This window comes from Micromonospora sp. URMC 105 (genome assembly GCF_051386295.1).
Taxonomy (GTDB): Bacteria; Actinomycetota; Actinomycetes; order Mycobacteriales; family Micromonosporaceae; genus Micromonospora.
Genome location: NZ_JBPQTL010000003.1, coordinates 136,146 through 152,752 on the forward strand (window position 1 = coordinate 136,146; position 16,607 = coordinate 152,752).

At 75.2% G+C, this 16,607-nt stretch carries 14 protein-coding genes and 1 pseudogene; 11 read left to right on the top strand and 4 right to left on the bottom strand.

The window, feature by feature from the left end; translation table 11 throughout:
- Positions 1–5: 5 nt before the first annotated feature.
- From ACSNN7_RS01955 to ACSNN7_RS01975, 5 genes are all read left to right on the top strand, one after another.
- Positions 6–1,577 (top strand): amidohydrolase, encoded by a 1,572-nt coding sequence (locus tag ACSNN7_RS01955; RefSeq protein WP_436678754.1) that lies wholly within the window; start codon positions 6–8, stop codon positions 1,575–1,577.
- A 67-nt stretch (positions 1,578–1,644) separates the two neighbouring features.
- Entirely contained in the window at positions 1,645–3,207 is a 1,563-nt protein-coding gene (locus ACSNN7_RS01960; protein ID WP_436678755.1) for a lysine 5,6-aminomutase subunit alpha, read from the top strand.
- Positions 3,204–3,965 (top strand): OAM dimerization domain-containing protein, encoded by a 762-nt coding sequence (locus ACSNN7_RS01965; protein ID WP_436678756.1) that lies wholly within the window; start codon positions 3,204–3,206, stop codon positions 3,963–3,965. The genes ACSNN7_RS01960 and ACSNN7_RS01965 overlap by 4 nt, the downstream gene beginning before the upstream one ends.
- A complete protein-coding gene (locus tag ACSNN7_RS01970) occupies positions 3,962–4,354 on the top strand; it encodes a hotdog domain-containing protein (protein ID WP_436678757.1) in 393 nt (130 codons plus the stop codon). Before ACSNN7_RS01965 ends, ACSNN7_RS01970 begins: the two co-directional genes overlap by 4 nt.
- Positions 4,351–5,688, top strand: coding sequence for a glutamate mutase L (locus ACSNN7_RS01975; RefSeq protein WP_436678758.1), 1,338 nt, complete (start codon positions 4,351–4,353; stop codon positions 5,686–5,688). The genes ACSNN7_RS01970 and ACSNN7_RS01975 overlap by 4 nt, the downstream gene beginning before the upstream one ends.
- 414 nt (positions 5,689–6,102) lie before the next feature.
- On the opposite strand, the gene ACSNN7_RS01980 is transcribed toward ACSNN7_RS01975, so the two are convergent.
- The gene (locus ACSNN7_RS01980) at positions 6,103–6,804 is read right to left on the bottom strand and encodes an alpha/beta fold hydrolase (protein WP_436678759.1); all 702 of its coding nucleotides are present in this window, start codon (positions 6,802–6,804) and stop codon (positions 6,103–6,105) included.
- 84 nt (positions 6,805–6,888) lie between these two features.
- On the opposite strand from ACSNN7_RS01980, the pseudogene lnt reads away from it, so the two are divergent.
- From lnt to ACSNN7_RS01995, 3 genes and pseudogenes are all read left to right on the top strand, one after another.
- Positions 6,889–8,550: pseudogene (lnt, locus tag ACSNN7_RS01985) on the top strand (apolipoprotein N-acyltransferase); the annotation flags it as partial.
- A complete protein-coding gene (locus ACSNN7_RS01990) occupies positions 8,551–9,330 on the top strand; it encodes a polyprenol monophosphomannose synthase (RefSeq protein WP_436678809.1) in 780 nt (259 codons plus the stop codon).
- 100 nt (positions 9,331–9,430) lie between these two features.
- Positions 9,431–9,967, top strand: a complete 537-nt coding sequence (locus ACSNN7_RS01995) for an FxsA family protein (protein WP_436678760.1) — start codon at positions 9,431–9,433, stop codon at positions 9,965–9,967.
- Positions 9,968–10,034: 67 nt separating this feature from the next.
- On the opposite strand, the gene ACSNN7_RS02000 is transcribed toward ACSNN7_RS01995, so the two are convergent.
- The gene (locus ACSNN7_RS02000) at positions 10,035–10,376 is read right to left on the bottom strand and encodes an RNA polymerase-binding protein RbpA (protein WP_007070998.1); all 342 of its coding nucleotides are present in this window, start codon (positions 10,374–10,376) and stop codon (positions 10,035–10,037) included.
- 218 nt (positions 10,377–10,594) lie between these two features.
- Between ACSNN7_RS02000 and ACSNN7_RS02005 the strand changes: the two genes are divergently transcribed.
- Both ACSNN7_RS02005 and ACSNN7_RS02010 read left to right on the top strand, forming a co-directional pair.
- Positions 10,595–12,076: a peptide MFS transporter gene (locus tag ACSNN7_RS02005; protein ID WP_436678761.1), complete on the top strand. Its 1,482-nt coding sequence runs from the start codon at positions 10,595–10,597 to the stop codon at positions 12,074–12,076.
- A gap of 54 nt (positions 12,077–12,130) precedes the next feature.
- Entirely contained in the window at positions 12,131–14,194 is a 2,064-nt protein-coding gene (locus ACSNN7_RS02010) for a molybdopterin-containing oxidoreductase family protein (protein ID WP_436678762.1), read from the top strand.
- Here ACSNN7_RS02010 and ACSNN7_RS02015 read toward each other — a convergent pair.
- Positions 14,182–15,300 carry a hypothetical protein gene (locus ACSNN7_RS02015; RefSeq protein WP_436678763.1) on the bottom strand — a complete coding sequence of 373 codons (1,119 nt, stop codon included), beginning with the start codon at positions 15,298–15,300 and terminating at the stop codon, positions 14,182–14,184. The genes ACSNN7_RS02010 and ACSNN7_RS02015 overlap by 13 nt on opposite strands.
- A 90-nt stretch (positions 15,301–15,390) precedes the next feature.
- Here ACSNN7_RS02015 and ACSNN7_RS02020 point away from each other — a divergent pair, with 90 nt between their 5' ends.
- On the top strand, positions 15,391–15,900 hold the full coding sequence (locus ACSNN7_RS02020; RefSeq protein WP_436678764.1) for an NUDIX hydrolase: 510 nt from the start codon (positions 15,391–15,393) through the stop codon (positions 15,898–15,900).
- A 31-nt stretch (positions 15,901–15,931) separates the two neighbouring features.
- Here ACSNN7_RS02020 and ACSNN7_RS02025 read toward each other — a convergent pair whose 3' ends face one another.
- Positions 15,932–16,582, bottom strand: coding sequence for a LysE family translocator (locus ACSNN7_RS02025; protein ID WP_436678765.1), 651 nt, complete (start codon positions 16,580–16,582; stop codon positions 15,932–15,934).
- Positions 16,583–16,607 lie beyond the last annotated feature (25 nt).

Below are 16,607 nucleotides of genomic sequence, written 5' to 3' on the forward strand. Positions count from 1 at the left end.
GTGCCATGACGAACCCCTCGACTCTGTACCGCGGCGGCGTGCTGCACTGTCCGGCCGATCCGCGCGCGACGGCCCTGCTGGTGGTCGGTGGCCGGATCGCCTGGCTGGGTGCGGACGCCGACGCGCCGGCCGCCGACCGGGTGGTGGAGCTGGACGGCGCGCTGGTGACGCCGGCGTTCGTGGACGCGCACGTGCACGCCACGGACACGGGGTTGGCGTTGTCGGGGCTGGACCTGTCCGGGGTGCGGTCGGCGGCGGGGCTGCTGGAGGCGGTGGCGGCGTTCGCGGCGGGGTTGCCGGCGGACGCGGTGGTGCTGGGGCACGGCTGGGACGAGTCGAACTGGGCGGTGCCGCAGTTGCCGGACGCGGCGGCGGTGGACCGGGCGGCCGGTGGCCGGCGGGTGTACCTGTCGCAGGCGTCGATCCATTCGGCGTTGGTGTCGTCGGCGTTGCTGGCGGCGTGTCCGCAGGTGGCGCAGGCGGCCGGGTACGACGCGTCGGGGTGGTTGCGGCGCGACGCGCACCACCTGGTGCGGGCGGCGGCGCTGGGGTCGGTGTCGCCGGCGCAGCGGGTGGCCGCGCAGCGGGCGGCGTTGCGGCACGCGGCGTCGCTGGGGATCGCGGCGGTGCACGAGTGCGGCGGGCCCGGCACGTCGGACGAGTCGGACTTCACCGGCCTGTTGGCGATCTCCGGGGACGGGGTGCCGGAGGTGTACGGCTACTGGGGTGAGCTGCTCGGCGCGGCGAAGGCCCGGGAACTGGGTGCGGTGGGGGCGGGCGGGGACCTGTACGCCGACGGGGCGTTGGGGTCGCGTACGGCGCACGTGTCGGCGGCGTACCTCGACGGGGAGCCGGGCACCTGCGGGCACGGGTACGTCACCGCCGATCAGGTGCGTGATCATCTGCTGGACTGTGCGGCGCACGGGATGCAGGGCGGGTTCCACGCGATCGGTGACGCGGCGATCTCGACGGTGCTGCAGGGGTTCGCGGCGGCGGCGGAGAAGCTGGGCACGGATCGGGTGCGGGCGGCGCGGCACCGGGTGGAGCACGCGGAGATCATGAACAAGCGGCTGATCGCCGGGTTCGTGGACTTCGGGATCGTGGCGAGCATGCAGCCGGCGTTCGACCGGTTGTGGGGTGGCGCGGGCCGGATGTACGAGGCGCGGTTGGGTCTGGACCGGTCGTTGGAGTCGAACCCGATGGGGGCGATGCACGCGGTCGGGGTGGCGTTGGCGTTCGGGTCGGATTCGCCGGTGACGCCGCTGGATCCGTGGGGTTCGGTGCGGGCGGCGGCGGCGCACCACAACCCGGTGCAGCGGATGAGCGAGCGGGCGGCGTTCGCGGCGCACACCCGCGGCGGCTGGCGGGCGGTGCACCTGGACAACGAGGGTGTGCTGGCGTTGGGGGCGCCGGCGACGTTCGCGGTGTGGTCGACGCCGGCGGGGGTGCAGCGGGGTCTGCCGGTGTTGCAGGCCGAGGACCCGGAGCTGCGGGGTGCGCAGGATCCGACGCCGTTGCCGGTGTGCCGGCGCACGGTGCTGCGCGGTGAGGTCATCTACGAGGAAGGGTCTGCGTGAGCGAGCGAACCATCGAGGCGGCGCGGGCGTGTGCCGTGCCGTCGCCGAGCTCGGCCGGGGTGACGGCGTGACGGGCAAGCTGGACCTGGATCCGGCGCTGGTGGCACGGGCGCGGGAGTTGGCGCGCCGGGCCGGGCAGCCGGTGGTGGATCTGGCGCGTAGCCACACCACCGTGTCGGTGGAGCGGGCGGTGCTGCGGTTGGCCGGGGTGACCGGCGCGGACCCGGACGGTATTCCGTGGGTGAACCGGCTCGTCGACGCGGTCGTCGCGGACGTGGGGCTGGGGCACGGGGTGGCGGTGCCGGTGTTCGACGCCCTCGCGCGGGAGCAGATCAGCGACGTGACTTTGCTGGCGCAGAAGGCGGCGGCCGGGTCGGTGCGCTTCACGGTGCCGTCCGGGAAGGCGGCCACGGCCGCCCGCCGGGCGGCCCGTAAGGCGGTGGGCGCGGGTGTGCGGCTGGTCGACCGGCGGCGCGCCGAGCGGGACCGGCTGATCAAGCGGTACGGGGATCCGGCGCAGCGGCCGTGGATCTATCTGATCGTGGCCACCGGTGACATCTACGAGGACATCCCGCAGGCGCAGGCCGCGGCGCGCGCCGGCGCGGACGTGATCGCGGTGATCCGGTCGACGGGTCAGTCGCTGCTGGACTACGTGCCGGAGGGCGCGACCCGGGAGGGTTTCGCCGGCACGTACGCCACGCAGGAGAACTTCCGGCTGATGCGGGCGGCGTTGGATGAGACGTCGCGGGAGCTGGGCCGGTATGTGCGGCTGACGAACTACGCGTCGGGTCTGTGCATGCCGGAGATGGCGACGCTGGCGGGTCTGGAGCGTCTGGACATGATGCTCAACGACTCGATGTACGGGATCCTGTTCCGTGACATCAACCCGATCCGCACGTTCGTGGACCAGCGGTTCTCCCGGCAGGTGCACGCCCGGGCGGGGATCATCATCAACACCGGTGAGGACAACTACCTGACCACCGCCGACGCGGTGGACGAGGCGCACACGGTGACGGTGTCGCAGCTGCTCAACGAGTTCTTCGCGCACGAGGCGGGGCTGGCCGACTGGCAGTTGGGGCTGGGGCACGCGTTCGAGATCAACCCGGATGTGCCGGAGTCGTTCCGGCTGGAGCTGGCGCATGCGCTGCTGGCGCGGGAGCTGTTCCCGGACGCGCCGTTGAAGTGGATGCCGCCGACGAAGCACATGACCGGTGACGTGTTCCGCGGCAATCTGCTCGACGGGTTCTTCAACCTGGTGGGCACGATGACCGGGCAGGGCATCCTGCTGGTGGGGATGATGACCGAGGCGGTGGTGACGCCGTGGCTGTCGGACCGGGACATCGCCCTGCAGAACGTGCGGTACGTGCTGGGCGCGGCCGGTGGGCTGCACGAGGACTTCGTGCCGGCGCCGGGCGGGTTCATCCAGCAGCGCGCCAACCGGGTGCTGGGTGAGGCGCTGGACCTGCTGGAGCGCATCGGGGAGCAGTCGCTGCTGACGGCGATCGCCGAGGGCACCTTCGGGATCATGAAGCGGCCGGCGGACCGGGGCAAGGGCCTGGCCGGGGTGGCGGCGCACGAGGCCGGCTACTACAACCCGGCCACCGAGATCCTGGAAGGGGACCGCGCGTGACGGCCGCGGCGGAGAAGAAGATCGTGCGGCCGTACGGGGACACCACGGGTGACGGCATGGTGCAGGTGTCGTTCACGTTGCCGGTGCCGCACGACAAGCGGGCCGAGGGCGCGGCGATCCAGCTGGCCAACCGGATGGGCATCGACCCGGCGATGCTGGTGCACGCCAAGCCGATGAGCGACGGGTTCACCTTCTTCGTGGTGTACGGGCGGGTGAACCATCTGGTGGACCTCTCGGCGGTGCAGGTGGTGGAGCGGGACTTCCCGCTGCTGAGCGCCAAGGAGGTCAACGCGGTGGTGAAGCAGCGGTTGCGGCGCAAGCTGTCGGTGGTGGGGGCGTGCATCGGCACGGACGCGCACACCGTGGGCATCGACGCGATCCTCAACGTCAAGGGCATCGCGGGGGAGAAGGGCCTGGAGTACTACCGGGAGCTGAAGGTCACCAACCTGGGCGCGCAGGTGAGCGTGCCGGAGCTGGTGGAGGCGGCCCGGGTGGAGAAGGCCGACGCGGTGCTGGTGTCGCAGGTGGTGACGCAGCGCGACGCGCACCTGCACAACACGCGGGAGATGTCCGCGGCGTTCCGGGAGGCGATGCCGGCGGGGCGCCGGCCGTTGCTGATCGTGGGCGGGCCGCGGTTCGACGAGACGATGACCGGCGAGCTGGGCGTGGACCGGATCTTCGGCCGGGGCACCACCCCGGGTGAGGTGGCCAGCTACCTGGTGCACGCGCTGATCACGAACAAGAAGGCGAAGGCATGAGTGATTCCCGGGTCGGGCTGACCGTCACCCACCGCCGGTACGTGCCGTACGCGCACGCCCACTACGCGGGGAACCTGGTCGACGGGGCGTACGCGCTGGGGTTGTTCGGGGACGTGGCGACGGAGGTGTGCATCCGCACCGACGGCGACGAGGGGCTGTTCGCCTCGTACTCGGATGTGCAGTTCCGCAGCGCCATGCGCGCCGGTGACGTGCTGGAGGTGACGGCGACGGTGACCCGGGTGGGTACCCGCAGCCGCACCATCGACTTCGAGGCGCGGGTGGTGTGCCGGGGCCGGCCGGACCGGTCCGAGTCGGCGGCGGAGGTGCTTCAGACGCCGATCGTGGCGGTCACCGCGACCGGCACCGTGGTCGTCCCGCCGCCGGCGTGAGCCTCGCGGTCTGCGCCGACGTCGGGTCGACGTACACGAAGGTCGCGGTGGTGGACCTCGACGCCGGGGCGCTGGTCGCGGCGGCGTCGGCGCCGACCACGGTCGGCACGGACGTGCTGCACGGCCTGGACGCCGCGGTCGGCGCGGCCACCGCCGGGCTCCCGGCCGGTGAGATGCCGTGGTACGTGTGCTCGTCGGCCGGCGGTGGGCTGCGCCTGGCGGTGGTGGGCTACGAGCCCCTTGTCACCGCGCAGGCGGGCCGCCGGGTGGGGTTGTCGGCGGGGGCGAACGTGGTGCACGTGGCCGCGGGCCGGCTCGGCGCGGCGCAGCTGTCGGCGCTGCGGGCGGCCCGCCCGGACGTGGTGCTGCTGGTCGGCGGCACCGACGGCGGGGACGCCGACACGTTGACCCACAACGCGACCCGGTTGGCGCGGGCGCGCTGGCGGGTGCCGGTGGTGCTGGCCGGCAACGTCGCGGTCCGCGACGAGTTGTCGGCGCTGCTGGCCGGGGCGGGGGTGCCGGTGACGGTGGCCGGTAACGTGCTGCCGCGCATCGGGGTGCTGGCCCCGGCGTCGGCGCGGGCGGCGATCCGGGAGGTGTTCCTGCGGCACGTCATCGGCGGCAAGCGGCTGTCGCGGGGGACCCGGTTCGCGCGGCTGGTGCGCGCGGCCACCCCGGACGCGGTGCTCACCGGGGTGGAGGTGCTCGCCGACACCCTCGGCGGGGACCTGGCGGTGGTGGACGTCGGTGGCGCCACCACCGACGTGTACTCGGTGCTCACCCCGGACGAGCGGGCCGACGGGCCCGGGCGGGAGGTCGCCGGGAACCTGTGGCGGGCCCGCACCGTGGAGGGGGACCTCGGGATGCGGTGGAGCGCGCCGGGGGTGGTCCGCGCCGCCGCGGAGGAACGCCTGCTCGCGGTGGGGGAGCAGGACGTCCTGGCGCAGGCGGCGGCGGTGCGCGCCGCCGACCCGGGGTTCCTGGCCGGCTCGGCGGCCGAGCGGGCCGCCGACCGGCGGATCGCGGCGCTGGCCGCGACGGTGGCGTTGCGCCGGCACGCCCGGGGCGCGGCCACCGGGGAACGCGCCGGGCGGGACCTGCGCGACGTGCGGCTGATGGTCGGCTCCGGCGGTGTGCTGCGTCACGCGCCCGACGCCGACGCCGCCGGGGTCCTCGCCGCGGTGCTGGCCGATCACGCCGGCGGGTGGCCGCTGCCCCGCGAGGCGCGCGCCGTGGTGGACGTGGACTACGTGCTGGCCGCCGGCGGTCTGCTCGCCGGAGATCATCCACGGGCGGCGCGGGCGTTGCTGCGCCGGCACCTCGGCACGGATTGAGACGCGCCGACGCGACACGCCGTGTTGCAACACACGACGTGCCGGGGGTGGGTTGACAGCGGCGGGGGTGCAAGCCGTACCGTCTTTGAGTCCTACTACGGGAAGCGGCTGTTGTTCGCTTCGTCCCTTCGTCCGCTGGCCGAGCGACATGGTGCAACTCGTCGCGGCGGCCAGGTCCAGCGGGCGGGGGTCGGCGGGGCGGCGCGAACCGGCCGCGGTTACCGGTGTACGGGCAGGGTGGGAGGCACGGCCAGTAGACAACGGCCAGGCGGGGGCAGCCAGTCCGCGTCCGGTCGGTCCGAAGGTCGGCGCACCTCACTCTCGCCCCACCGGCCGGGAAGGGCCTGGGAGCATCGGGGCGCGGCGCATGCCGCGCCCCGATTTCTGTCCCCGCCGCCGGGCCGGGGTCGCCGCTCAGAGGGCCCGGGTGCAGGACTCCAGCAGGTCGGCCAGCTCGCGTGGGCGGCTCAGCGCCAGCAGATGCCCGCCGGGCAGCTCGTCGGGGCGCACACCGAGGCGCTCGGCGCACAGCCGGCGTTGGAAGTCCGCGGGGAAGAACCGGTCGTCGCGGCCAATCACCACCCGGGTCGGCACGTCCGGCCAGCGGCGCAGCGGGTTCGGCCGGACGAACACCGCCTCGGACTCCTCGCCGCCGCGGGCGAGCATCCGGGCGGTCACCTCGGCCGGCACGTCGTGGAAGAAGTCCACCGCCAGGTCGACTCCGGCGTGCGGGTCGCGGCCCTGCGCGGCGGCGTACGCGGCGCGGGCCGGGCCGTGGCCGGTGGCCGCCCACCAGTCGCCGGCCGTCTCGCCCGGCGCCGGGACCATCGGGTTGAGCAGCACCAGCAGCCGCACCGCCGGATCGCCGGCGACCAGCGCGGCGGTGAACGCGCCCAGCGACTGCGCCACCAGCACCACCGGCTCGTGGCCCCGCACGGCGGCGTGGACCGTGGCGGCGTACTCGGGCAGCGCGGCGTGCGCGTCGGCGCCCGGCAGGTCCACCGCCACCGCCTCCCGGCCGCGCGAGCGCAGCTCGTCGACGAGCAGGTGCCAGTAGGCGGCGCTGCCGCCGGCGCCGGGAATCAGCACGTACGTCACGGTCTCGGGCCCGGTCATGCGGCTCAGCGTGCCAGCGGGGTACGACACGGTCCGCCACCGGCCGACGGCGCCTTCCGCCGCCGGCCGGGTAGCCTTCGGCGCGTGATCGTGGAGAGGTGCCGGTGACGACGCTCGACCGGGATGAGACCCGGGCCACCGAGGTGACCCGCCCCGTGGCGGCCCCGCGCGCGTTGCCGCTGCGGCTGGCCGTGCCCGCCGCCGTGCTCGCCGGGCTGGCGATGCTGCTGGCGTTCCCCCCGTACGGGGTGTGGCCGCTGGCGCCGGTGGGGGTGGCGTTGCTGGGCGCGGCGGCGCACCGGCGGCGGCTGCGCGCCGGCGCCGGCCTGGGCTTCCTGGCCGGGGTGGCGCTGTTCGCGCCGATGCTGGAGTGGACCAATCTGCACACCGGCTACCTGCCGTGGGTGCTGCTGTCGCTGTTGCAGGCCGGCTATCTGGCGCTGCTGGGCGCCGCCACCGCGTGGGTGTCGCCGCTGGCCGACCGGCGCCGCTGGGCGTGGCCGGTGGTGACCGGGCTGCTCTGGGTGGCGCAGGAGGCGCTGCGCGACCGGACCCCGTTCGGCGGGTTCCCGTGGGGGCGGCTGGCGTTCAGCCAGGACACCTCCCCGCTGCTGCGGCTGGCCTGGCTCGGCGGCGCGCCGCTGGTGACGTTCGCGGTGGCGCTGACCGGTGGGCTGCTGCTGGCCGCCGCGTGGCGGCGCCGGCCGGGACGCGACGGGCGCGGCTGGGCGTCGGTGGCGCTGCTGGTGGCGCTGGCCCTGGCGCTGACCGGCGGGGCGCTGCTGGTGCCCACCGGGGCGGCCGGCACCGGCCGGACGGTCACCGTCGCCGTCGTGCAGGGCAACGTGCCCCGCCTGGGGCTGGACTTCAACGCCCAGCGTCAGGCGGTGCTCGACAACCACGTCGACGCGACGCTGGAGCTGGCCGCCGGGGTCGACGCCGGCACCCGGCCCCGCCCCGACCTGGTGGTGTGGCCGGAGAACTCCTCCGACATCGACCCGCTGCGCAACGCCTCCGCCGGGGAGCGCATCTCCGAGGCCGCCGACGCGATCGGCGCGCCGATCCTGGTCGGCGCGGTGCTGCTCGGCCCCGAGCGGGGACAGGTGCGCAACGCGGGGATCCTGTGGCGGCCGGGCACCGGCGCCGACCTGTCGCAGTTGTACACCAAACGCCACCCCGTCCCGTTCGCCGAGTACGTGCCGCTGCGCAGCCTCGCCCGGATGGTCAGCAAGCAGGTCGACCTGGTCCGCAACGACTTCGTGCCCGGTGAGCGTCCCGGTGTGGTGCGCTCCGGGCCGGCGGTGCTCGGCGACGTGATCTGCTTCGAGGTCGCCTACGACGGGCTGGTGCGTGACACCGTCGACGGCGGCGCGCAGCTGCTGGTGGTGCAGACCAACAACGCCACCTTCGACGTGGCCGAGGCCCGCCAGCAGCTGGCCATGGTGCGGCTGCGGGCCGTGGAGCACGGCCGGGGCGCGTTGATGGCCTCCACCGTCGGGGTGTCCGGGTTCGTGACCCCCGACGGGCGGGTAAGCGGCGCCACCGGGTTCAACACCCGCGCGGTGGTGCTGCGTCAGGTGGCGCTCGCCGACGGGCGTACCCCGGCCACCCGGGCGGGGGTGTGGCCGGAGGTGGCCCTGGCCGGCCTCGCGGTGGCGGTCCTGGTGGCCGCGGGCGGGCTGCGCCGCGTACACCGGCGGGAGGCCGACGCCGGCCGGTGAGGCCCGGGCAGATGCGGAGGGTGCGGTGAGCGAGCCGGTGCGGGTGGGCCACCCCGGGGTGGGCCGGGTACTGGTGGTGATCCCCACCTACAACGAGGCCGAGAACCTCACCGGCGTCGTCGCCCGGGTCCGCGCGGCCGCGCCGGCGGTGGACATCCTCGTCGCCGACGACAACAGCCCCGACGGCACCGGCGCGCTCGCCGAGGCGATGGCCGGCACCGATCCGCACGTCAACGTGCTGCGCCGCCGCGGCAAGGAGGGCCTCGGCGCGGCGTACCTGGCGGGGTTCGCGTGGGCGCGCCGGCGCGGCTACGACGCGGTGGTGGAGATGGACGCCGACGGCTCGCACGCCCCGGAGGACCTGCCCGCCCTGCTGGCCGCCGCCCGGCACGCCGACGTGGTCATCGGCTCCCGCTGGACCCGCGGGGCGAAGGTGCTGAACTGGCCGCTGCGGCGGTTGCTGCTGTCGCGCTGCGGCAACCTGTACGCGCGGCTGGCGCTGGGCGTGCCGGTCACCGACGCCACCGGCGGCTACCGGGTGTACCGGTCGGCGGCGCTGGCGGCGATGCCGCTGGAGTCGGTCTGCTCGCAGGGCTACTCGTTCCAGGTGGAGCTGTCGCGGTTGGCGCACCGGGCGGGGGTGCGGATCGTGGAGGTGCCGATCACGTTCGCCGAGCGGGAGCGGGGCGCGAGCAAGATGAGCCCGCTGATCGTGGCCGAGGCGTTGTGGCGGATCACCACGTGGGCGCTGCGGGACCGGGCGGCGGCGTGGCCCGGGCGGCGGGTCGCCGGCCGGTGGCCGTGACGCGTGGGCGTGTCATGCTTCTAAGGCGGGGTTGTTGCGCCCCGGGCCCGGTCCACGGCGGCGTCGGCGACCGGGCACCGCGCGACGCGGATGAGGTGAGATGCGCCGTTACCTGAGGTTCGTGCCACCGGCCCTGCTGCTGGCGGTGGTGCTGGAGTTGGCGGTGTTCGTCGGGGTGGGCCGGTGGATCGGGTTCGGCTCGGCGGTGCTGCTGGTGTTCGCGGCGTCGCTGCTCGGGCTGGTGCTGCTGCGCCGCGAGGGGATGCGCGCGTGGCGCGGGTTCCGGTCGTCGGTGCAGTCGCGGCAGCCGCCGGGGCGGCAGGTCACCGACGGCCTGGTGGGGCTGCTCGGGGCGCTGCTGCTGGCGGTCCCCGGCCTCATCAGCGCGGTGGTGGGGCTGGCGCTGCTGGTGCCGCCGGTGCGTCGGCTGGCCCGCGCGGGGGTGCAACGTGCCGCCGAGCGCCGGGTGTCGTCGATGGTCGCCGGTGACCTGTTCGGGCCGCGTACGGTCCGGGTGCGCCGGGGTGCCGGCCGGCCGGAGCCGACCGTCGACGGGCAGGTCGTCGACCCGGCGCCGCCGGTGGCCGACGGCGGCCGGGCCATCGAGGGTGAGATCGTCGAGCCGCGCCGCCCCTGACCCACGACACGACGGCGCCCCCGGGAATCCTCCCGGGGGCGCCGTCGTCGTTTCGGTTCCGGGCCGCTCAGGCGCGGCCCCGGCGGGTGCGGACCTCCTGCAGCCGCTCGGCGAGGATGTCCTCCAGCTCGGCGATGGAGCGCCGCTCCAGCAGCATGTCCCAGTGGGTACGCGGCGGCTTGGCCTTCTTCTGCTCCGGCTCGGTGCCGTCGACCAGCCGGGCGACGCTGCCGTCGAACTTGCATTCCCAGGTCGTGGGGACCTCGGCGTCGACGGCGAACGGCACCTCGAACTGGTGGCCCTTGGCGCACAGGTACTCGCGGGTCTGACGCGGCGCGAGCTCCGTGTTGCGGTCGGATTCGTAGCTGACCGCGCCCAGCCGGCTACCGCGCAGCATACGCTCGCCCATGATCGACTTCCCCTCGTTCGTGGTGCTGTCTTCTCGGTGTAACGGCCCGTCGCCCCCGGGGCATTCCCGCCCGGCTGGGTGATCCGGCCCGGTGGCCCCTGCAAGGGTAACCGGCCACGCACCGGACCCGGCGGGGTCGTCCCCGGCCGGGTCGAATCGGTGGAGTGTTTCGGCGCTCACCGGGGATGTTAGCCGCCCCAGTCGCGTCGGAGGTGACGATGAGCAGTGACGCGCCGGTCGACGCCCGAGCGCCGGGCCAGAAGACCTTCTTCGGTCACCCGCGCGCGCTGTCGACGCTGTTCCTCACCGAGATGTGGGAGCGGTTCAGCTTCTACGGCATGCGGGCCATCCTGGTGCTCTACCTGACCGCGTCGGTCGCCGAGGACGGCCTGGGCATCAGCGAGTCCACCGCCAACGCCGTCTACGGCACCTACAACGCCATGGTCTACCTGATGGCGCTGCCCGGCGGGTGGGTCGCCGACCGGCTGCTCGGGGCGCGCCGCAGCGTGCTGTGGGGCGGCGTGGTCATCGCCGCGGGGCACTACGTGATGGCGATCCCCGCCCGGTGGAGCGTGTTCGCCGGGATGACCCTGATCGTGCTCGGCACCGGGCTGCTCAAACCCAACATCTCGACCATGGTCGGCGGGCTGTACGACCGCGACTCGCCCCGCCGCGACGCCGGGTTCTCCATCTTCTACATGGGCATCAACCTGGGCGCGTTCATCGCCCCGCTGATCACCGGCTTCCTCGGCGAGAAGGTCAACTGGCACCTGGGGTTCGGGGCCGCCGCGATCGGCATGACCTTCGGCGTGCTGCAGTACGTCCTGGGCCGGCGCAACCTCGGTGACACCGGCGACCGGCCCGCCGACCCGCTGCTGGGCGCCGACCGCCGCCGCGCGCTGACCCGCATCGGCGTCGCCGTGCTGGTGCTGCTGCTGGTCCTCGCCGTGCTCGCCGTGGCCGACCTGTTCACCGTCAACACCGTGGTCAACTCCCTGACCATCGCCACCGTGGTGATCACCATCGGCTACTTCGCGCGGATCATCACCGACCGGGAGATCAGCAGCACCGAACGCAGCCGGATGAAGGCGTACCTGTGGTTGTTCGTCTTCGCCGCCGCCTTCTGGCTGATCTACGACCAGGCCGGGTCGGTGCTGAACCTCTTCGCCGCCGACCGGACCGACCGCGACGTGCTCGGCTTCACCTTCCCCGCCTCCTGGCTGCAGTCGGTCAACCCGATCCTGATCATCATCGGGGCGCCGCTGGCCGCGCTGCTGTGGCTGCGCCTGGGCCACCGGGTGTCCACGCCGGTGAAGTTCGCCGTCGGCCTGGTCCTCAACGGCCTGTCGTTCGTGCTGATGGCCGCCGCCGCGCAGGCCGCCGTCGGCGGGGACCTGGTGTCCCCGTGGTGGCTGGTCGCCGTGTACGCCATCCAGGTCGCCGGCGAGCTGTCGCTGAGCCCGGTGGGCCTGTCCGCCACCACCAAGCTGGCCCCGGTCAAGTATGCCAGCCAGATGATGGGCCTGTGGTTCCTCGCCACCGCCGTCGGCGACGCCGTCGGTGGTCAGGTCGCCCGGCTCGCCGAGACCTGGCCCGAACCGACCTACTTCCTCGCCTTCGGCCTGGCCTCGGTCGCCCTCGGCCTCGGGGCGGTGATGTTCACCCGGCACATCTCCCGGCTGATGGCCGGCATCCACTGAGGTCGGCCATCAGGGGGCGGCCCCGCGCGCCGTGGTGGGGATAGCATCCGCCCCATGGCCCGCACGACGATCCACCCCGGCGCCTGCCCGCTGGACTGTCCGGACACCTGCACCTGGCAGCTCACCGTCACCGACGGCACAGCGGTGGCGCTGCGCGGCGACCGGGACCATCCGTTCACCCGGGGCGTACTGTGCGGCAAGGTCAACCGCTACCTCGACGCGGTCAACGGCCCCGACCGGCTCACCCACCCGCTGGTGCGGGTCGGGCCCAAGGGCGCCGGGCCCGTGTCGTACCGGCCGGCGAGCTGGGACGAGGCGATCGGGCGGGCGGCGGCGGGGCTGCGCGCCAGCATCGACGCGCACGGGCCGCAGGCGATCCTGCCGTACTACTTCGCCGGCACCATGGGCCTGGTGCAGGGCTGGACGATGGGGCCGCGGCTCTTCGCCCACCTGGGCGCGTCGCGGCTGCGCACCACCATCTGCACCGCCGCCGCCCGCGCCGCCCTGCAGTCGATCTACGGCGGGTCGGTCGGCTTCGAACCGGAGTCCGTCGTCGAGGCGAAACTGATCGTGCTCTGGGGTGCCAACCTGCTCTCGACGAACCTGCACCACTGGCCGTTCGTGCAGCAGGCGCAGCAGCGCGGCGCGTACGTGGTGACGATCGACCCGCTGCGCACCGACACCGCGGCGCGCAGCGACGAGCACGTCGCGCCCCTGCCCGGCACCGACGCGGCCCTCGCCCTGGGGCTGATGCGCCACCTGCGCGACGTCGGCGGCGTCGACCGGGAATGGCTGGACGCGCACACCCGCGGCTGGGAGCGCCTCGACGCCCGCCTCGACGAGTGGCCGCTGCAACGCGCCGCCGCTGAGTGCGGGCTGGACGTCGAGGTGCTGCGCCGGCTCGGCGACCGGATCGCCACCACCCGGCCCACCGCCATCCGGGTCGGCCTGGGGCTGCAACGGCACGCCGGCGCCGGGCAGGCCGTCCGGGCCATCGCGGCGATCCCGCTGCTCACCGGGGACTTCCGCCACCCGGGCGGCGGGGCGCTGGTCACCACCTCCGGGCACCACCGCATCGACCCGGACCGGGTGGCCCGCCCGGCGGACCTGCCCACCCCACCGGCCCGGTCGGTCAACATGAGCCGGCTGGCCGCCGCGCTGACCGGCGAGGCCGACCCGCCGGTCACGTCGCTGGTGGTGTTCGACGCCAACCCGGCCGCCACCGTCCCCGACCAGAACCGGCTGCGCGAGGGACTGGGCCGGCCCGACCTGTTCACGGTGGTGCTGGAGCAACGCTGGACCGACACCTGCGACTGGGCCGACGTGGTGCTGCCGGCCACCATGCAACCCGAACACCTCGACCTGCACACCTCCTACGGGCACCACTACGCGACGCTGAACCTGCCGGCGAGCACCCCGCCCGGGGAGGCGCTGCCGAACACGGAGATCTTCCGCCGCCTCGCCGCCGCCCTCGGCCTGACCCATCCCCGGCTGCGCGACACCGACGAGGAGCTGGCCCGTCAACTGCTCGCCGGCACCGGAATCAGCTTCGAGGAGCTGCGCGAGCAGACGTACGCGCGGGCCACCGGCGTCGACGTCGGCGCCGCCCCGTACGCCAAGGGCGGCTTCCCCACCCGCGACGGGCGGGCCCGGTTGTACGACCCGCAGCTCATCGGGCAGGGCGTCGACCCGCTGATCGGCTACACCCCGCCGGTGGAGGCCGCCGACCCGCAACTGGCGCGGCGGTTCCCGCTGACGCTGATCTCCCCGGCCGGCCGGTTCCTGATGAACTCCACGTTCGCCTCGCTGCCGTGGCACCTCGACCGCACCGGTCCGCCCCGCATCCACCTGCACCCCGACGACGCGGCCGACCGGGGCCTCGCCGACGGTGACGCCGCGCGGGTGCACAACGACCGGGGCAGTTTCCTGGCCACCGTCGCCGTGGACGAGGCCACCCGGCCCGGGCTGGCGTTCACCTACAAGGCGTACTGGGCGCGGTTGAGCCCCGGCGGCAGCACCGTCAACGCGGTCACCGCCGTGCGCGACACCGACCTGGGTGGCGGGCCGACCTTCCACGACACCCGGGTGCAGGTCGAGGCGTCGGCTCAGCCCGCCTGAGGGGGCGTCCCGAGCCGGGCCAGCGCGGCAGCCAGGTCGCTGACCTGGTCGGCGAGCTGCGCGGCGCGGCGCTGGGCGGCGTCCCGGTCGGCCTCGGCGGCACGCAGCCGTACCTCGACCTCGGTCAGCCGGGCCTGCGCGGCGGCACCGGACCGGCGGGCCTCGGCCAGCTCGGCGGCCAGCGCGTCGCGCTGCGCGGCGGCCCCCGCGGCCTCCTCGCGGGCGCGGGCCGACACCGCGGCCGCCTCCTGCCGGGCGGCGTCGGACGCCGCTCGCGCGGCGTCCCGGTCGCGGACCGCCGAGGCGGCCTCCGCCTCGGCCCGCCGGGCCTGCTCGGCGTGCCGGGCGGCCTCGGTACGCGCCCGGTCGGCCTCGGCGGCGGCCTGCTCGGCCTGCCGCACCGCCTCCGCGGCGGCGGCGGTGGCCCGCTCGGCGTCACCGCGGGCGGCGTCGCGCTCGACGGTCAGGTCGGCGGCGCGCTGCCGGTCGGTGTCCCGCTCGACGCGCAGGGCGCGCAGCTCGTGGCGGGCCGCGTCGCGGTCGCGTTCGGCCTGCGTGCGCAGCGCCTCGGCGGCGCCGGCGTCGCGGCGGGCGACGTCCCGGTCCGCCTCGGCCCGGTCGGCGCGCTCGCGCGCCTCGGCGGCCCGCGCGTCGGCCTGCGCGGCCCGGGCCTGCGCGGCGTCGCGGTCGGCGGCGGCGGTCCGGGCGTCCTGCCGGGCGCGGGTGGCCTCGGCGGCGGCGGTCTCGGCGTCGGTGCGGGCCTCGTCCCGCTCGGTCTGCGCCCGGGCCACCTCGGCGGTGGTCTCGGCGCGCAGCTGGGCGAGCCGGCGTTCCACCCCGGCCGGGGAGAGCTCGGCGTGCAGCGCCTCGGTCAGCGTCTCGACGATCTGGTCGAGGCGGTCCACCGCCTCCCAGGTGCGGGCCACCTGACCGGGCAGGCCCGGGGCGTTGCGGTGCCGCATCCGGGAGTTGCGCGAGGCCCGCTGGCAGGCGCCGTCGTTGTCCCGGCAGTAGCGGAACGGCCGGCCCGCGCCGACGCGCTGCGGCACGTCGCGTCCACAGTGGGCGCAGGGGCGGGTGTCGGCGGGGGCGGGCTGGGCGTCCATCGAGGCGGAAGTCTAGTGCGGTGCCCGGGGCGGTCGGTTCCCGGCGCGGGCGGCCGGGCTTCCGGTGCCGCGACCGGCTAGCGTGTGCCGATGCCCGTGCCCCCGTACGTGCGCAGGATGCGCGCCCACATCGGCCACGACCTGCTCCTGCTGCCCGGGGTCAGCGCCGTGGTGCGCGACGGCGCCGGGCGGGTGCTGCTGGCCCGGCGCGGCGACAACGGCCGCTGGTCGGTGCCGGCCGGGATCGTGGACCCGGGCGAGCAGCCGGCCGACGCCGTCGTGCGGGAGGTCTGGGAGGAGACCGGCGTGCGGGTCCGCGTCGACCGGGTCGGCGGCGTCGCCACCCACCCGGTGGTCTACCCCAACGGCGACGTCTGCGAGTACCTCAACGTGTGGTTCCGCTGCACGCCGGTGGGCGGCCGGCCGCGCGCCGACGGCGACGAGTCGACCGAGGTGGGCTGGTTCACCCCGGACGACCTGCCGGAGCTGGACGGCTGGGCGCGGCTGCGCATCGACACCACGCTGCGCGAGGACGCTCCGACGTGGCACGCGCGGCCCGGCGAGCGGCACCCGGCGCTGCGCCGGCCCGACGCACTCTGACTGGCCGACCGCCGGAGTGGGGCCGCGCCGGTCAGCCGGTGGCGACGGCGGCGCGGGAGCGGTCGGCGGCGATGCGTACCGCGAGACCGGCGAGCACGGTGCCCATCACGTACCGCTGCGCGCGGGCCCAGCCCGGGCGGCGCAGCAGGAACGCCGACACCGAACCCGCGCTGAGCACGATCAGCGCGTTGACGGTCAGCGCGATCACGATCTGGGTGAGGCCGAGCAGCAGGCTCTGCACCGCCACGTGACCGCGCGCCGGGTCGACGAACTGCGGCAGCAGCGACACGTACAGGATGGCGATCTTGGGGTTGAGCAGGTTGGTGACCAGGCCCATGGTGAACAGCCGCCGGGGCGGGTCCGGCGGCAGCGGCGCCGGGGTGAAGGCCGACCGCCCGCCCGGGCGCAGCGTCCGCCAGGCCAGCCAGAGCAGGTACGCCGCGCCGGCCAGCTTCACCGCCGTGTACAGCGGCGGGACGAGGACGAAGACCGTGGCGATGCCGGCCACCGCGGCGCCCAGGTAGACCAGGAACCCGGCCGCCACCCCGAGCAGGGAGACCAGCCCGGCCCGGCGGCCCTGGGTCACCGACCGGGACACCAGGTAGACCATGTTCGGCCCGGGTGTCAGCACCAGGCCCAGCGCCACCAGGCCGATTCCCACCAGCGCGCCCACCGTGACCATCGCCGCACCGCCCTCCCGTGTCCCT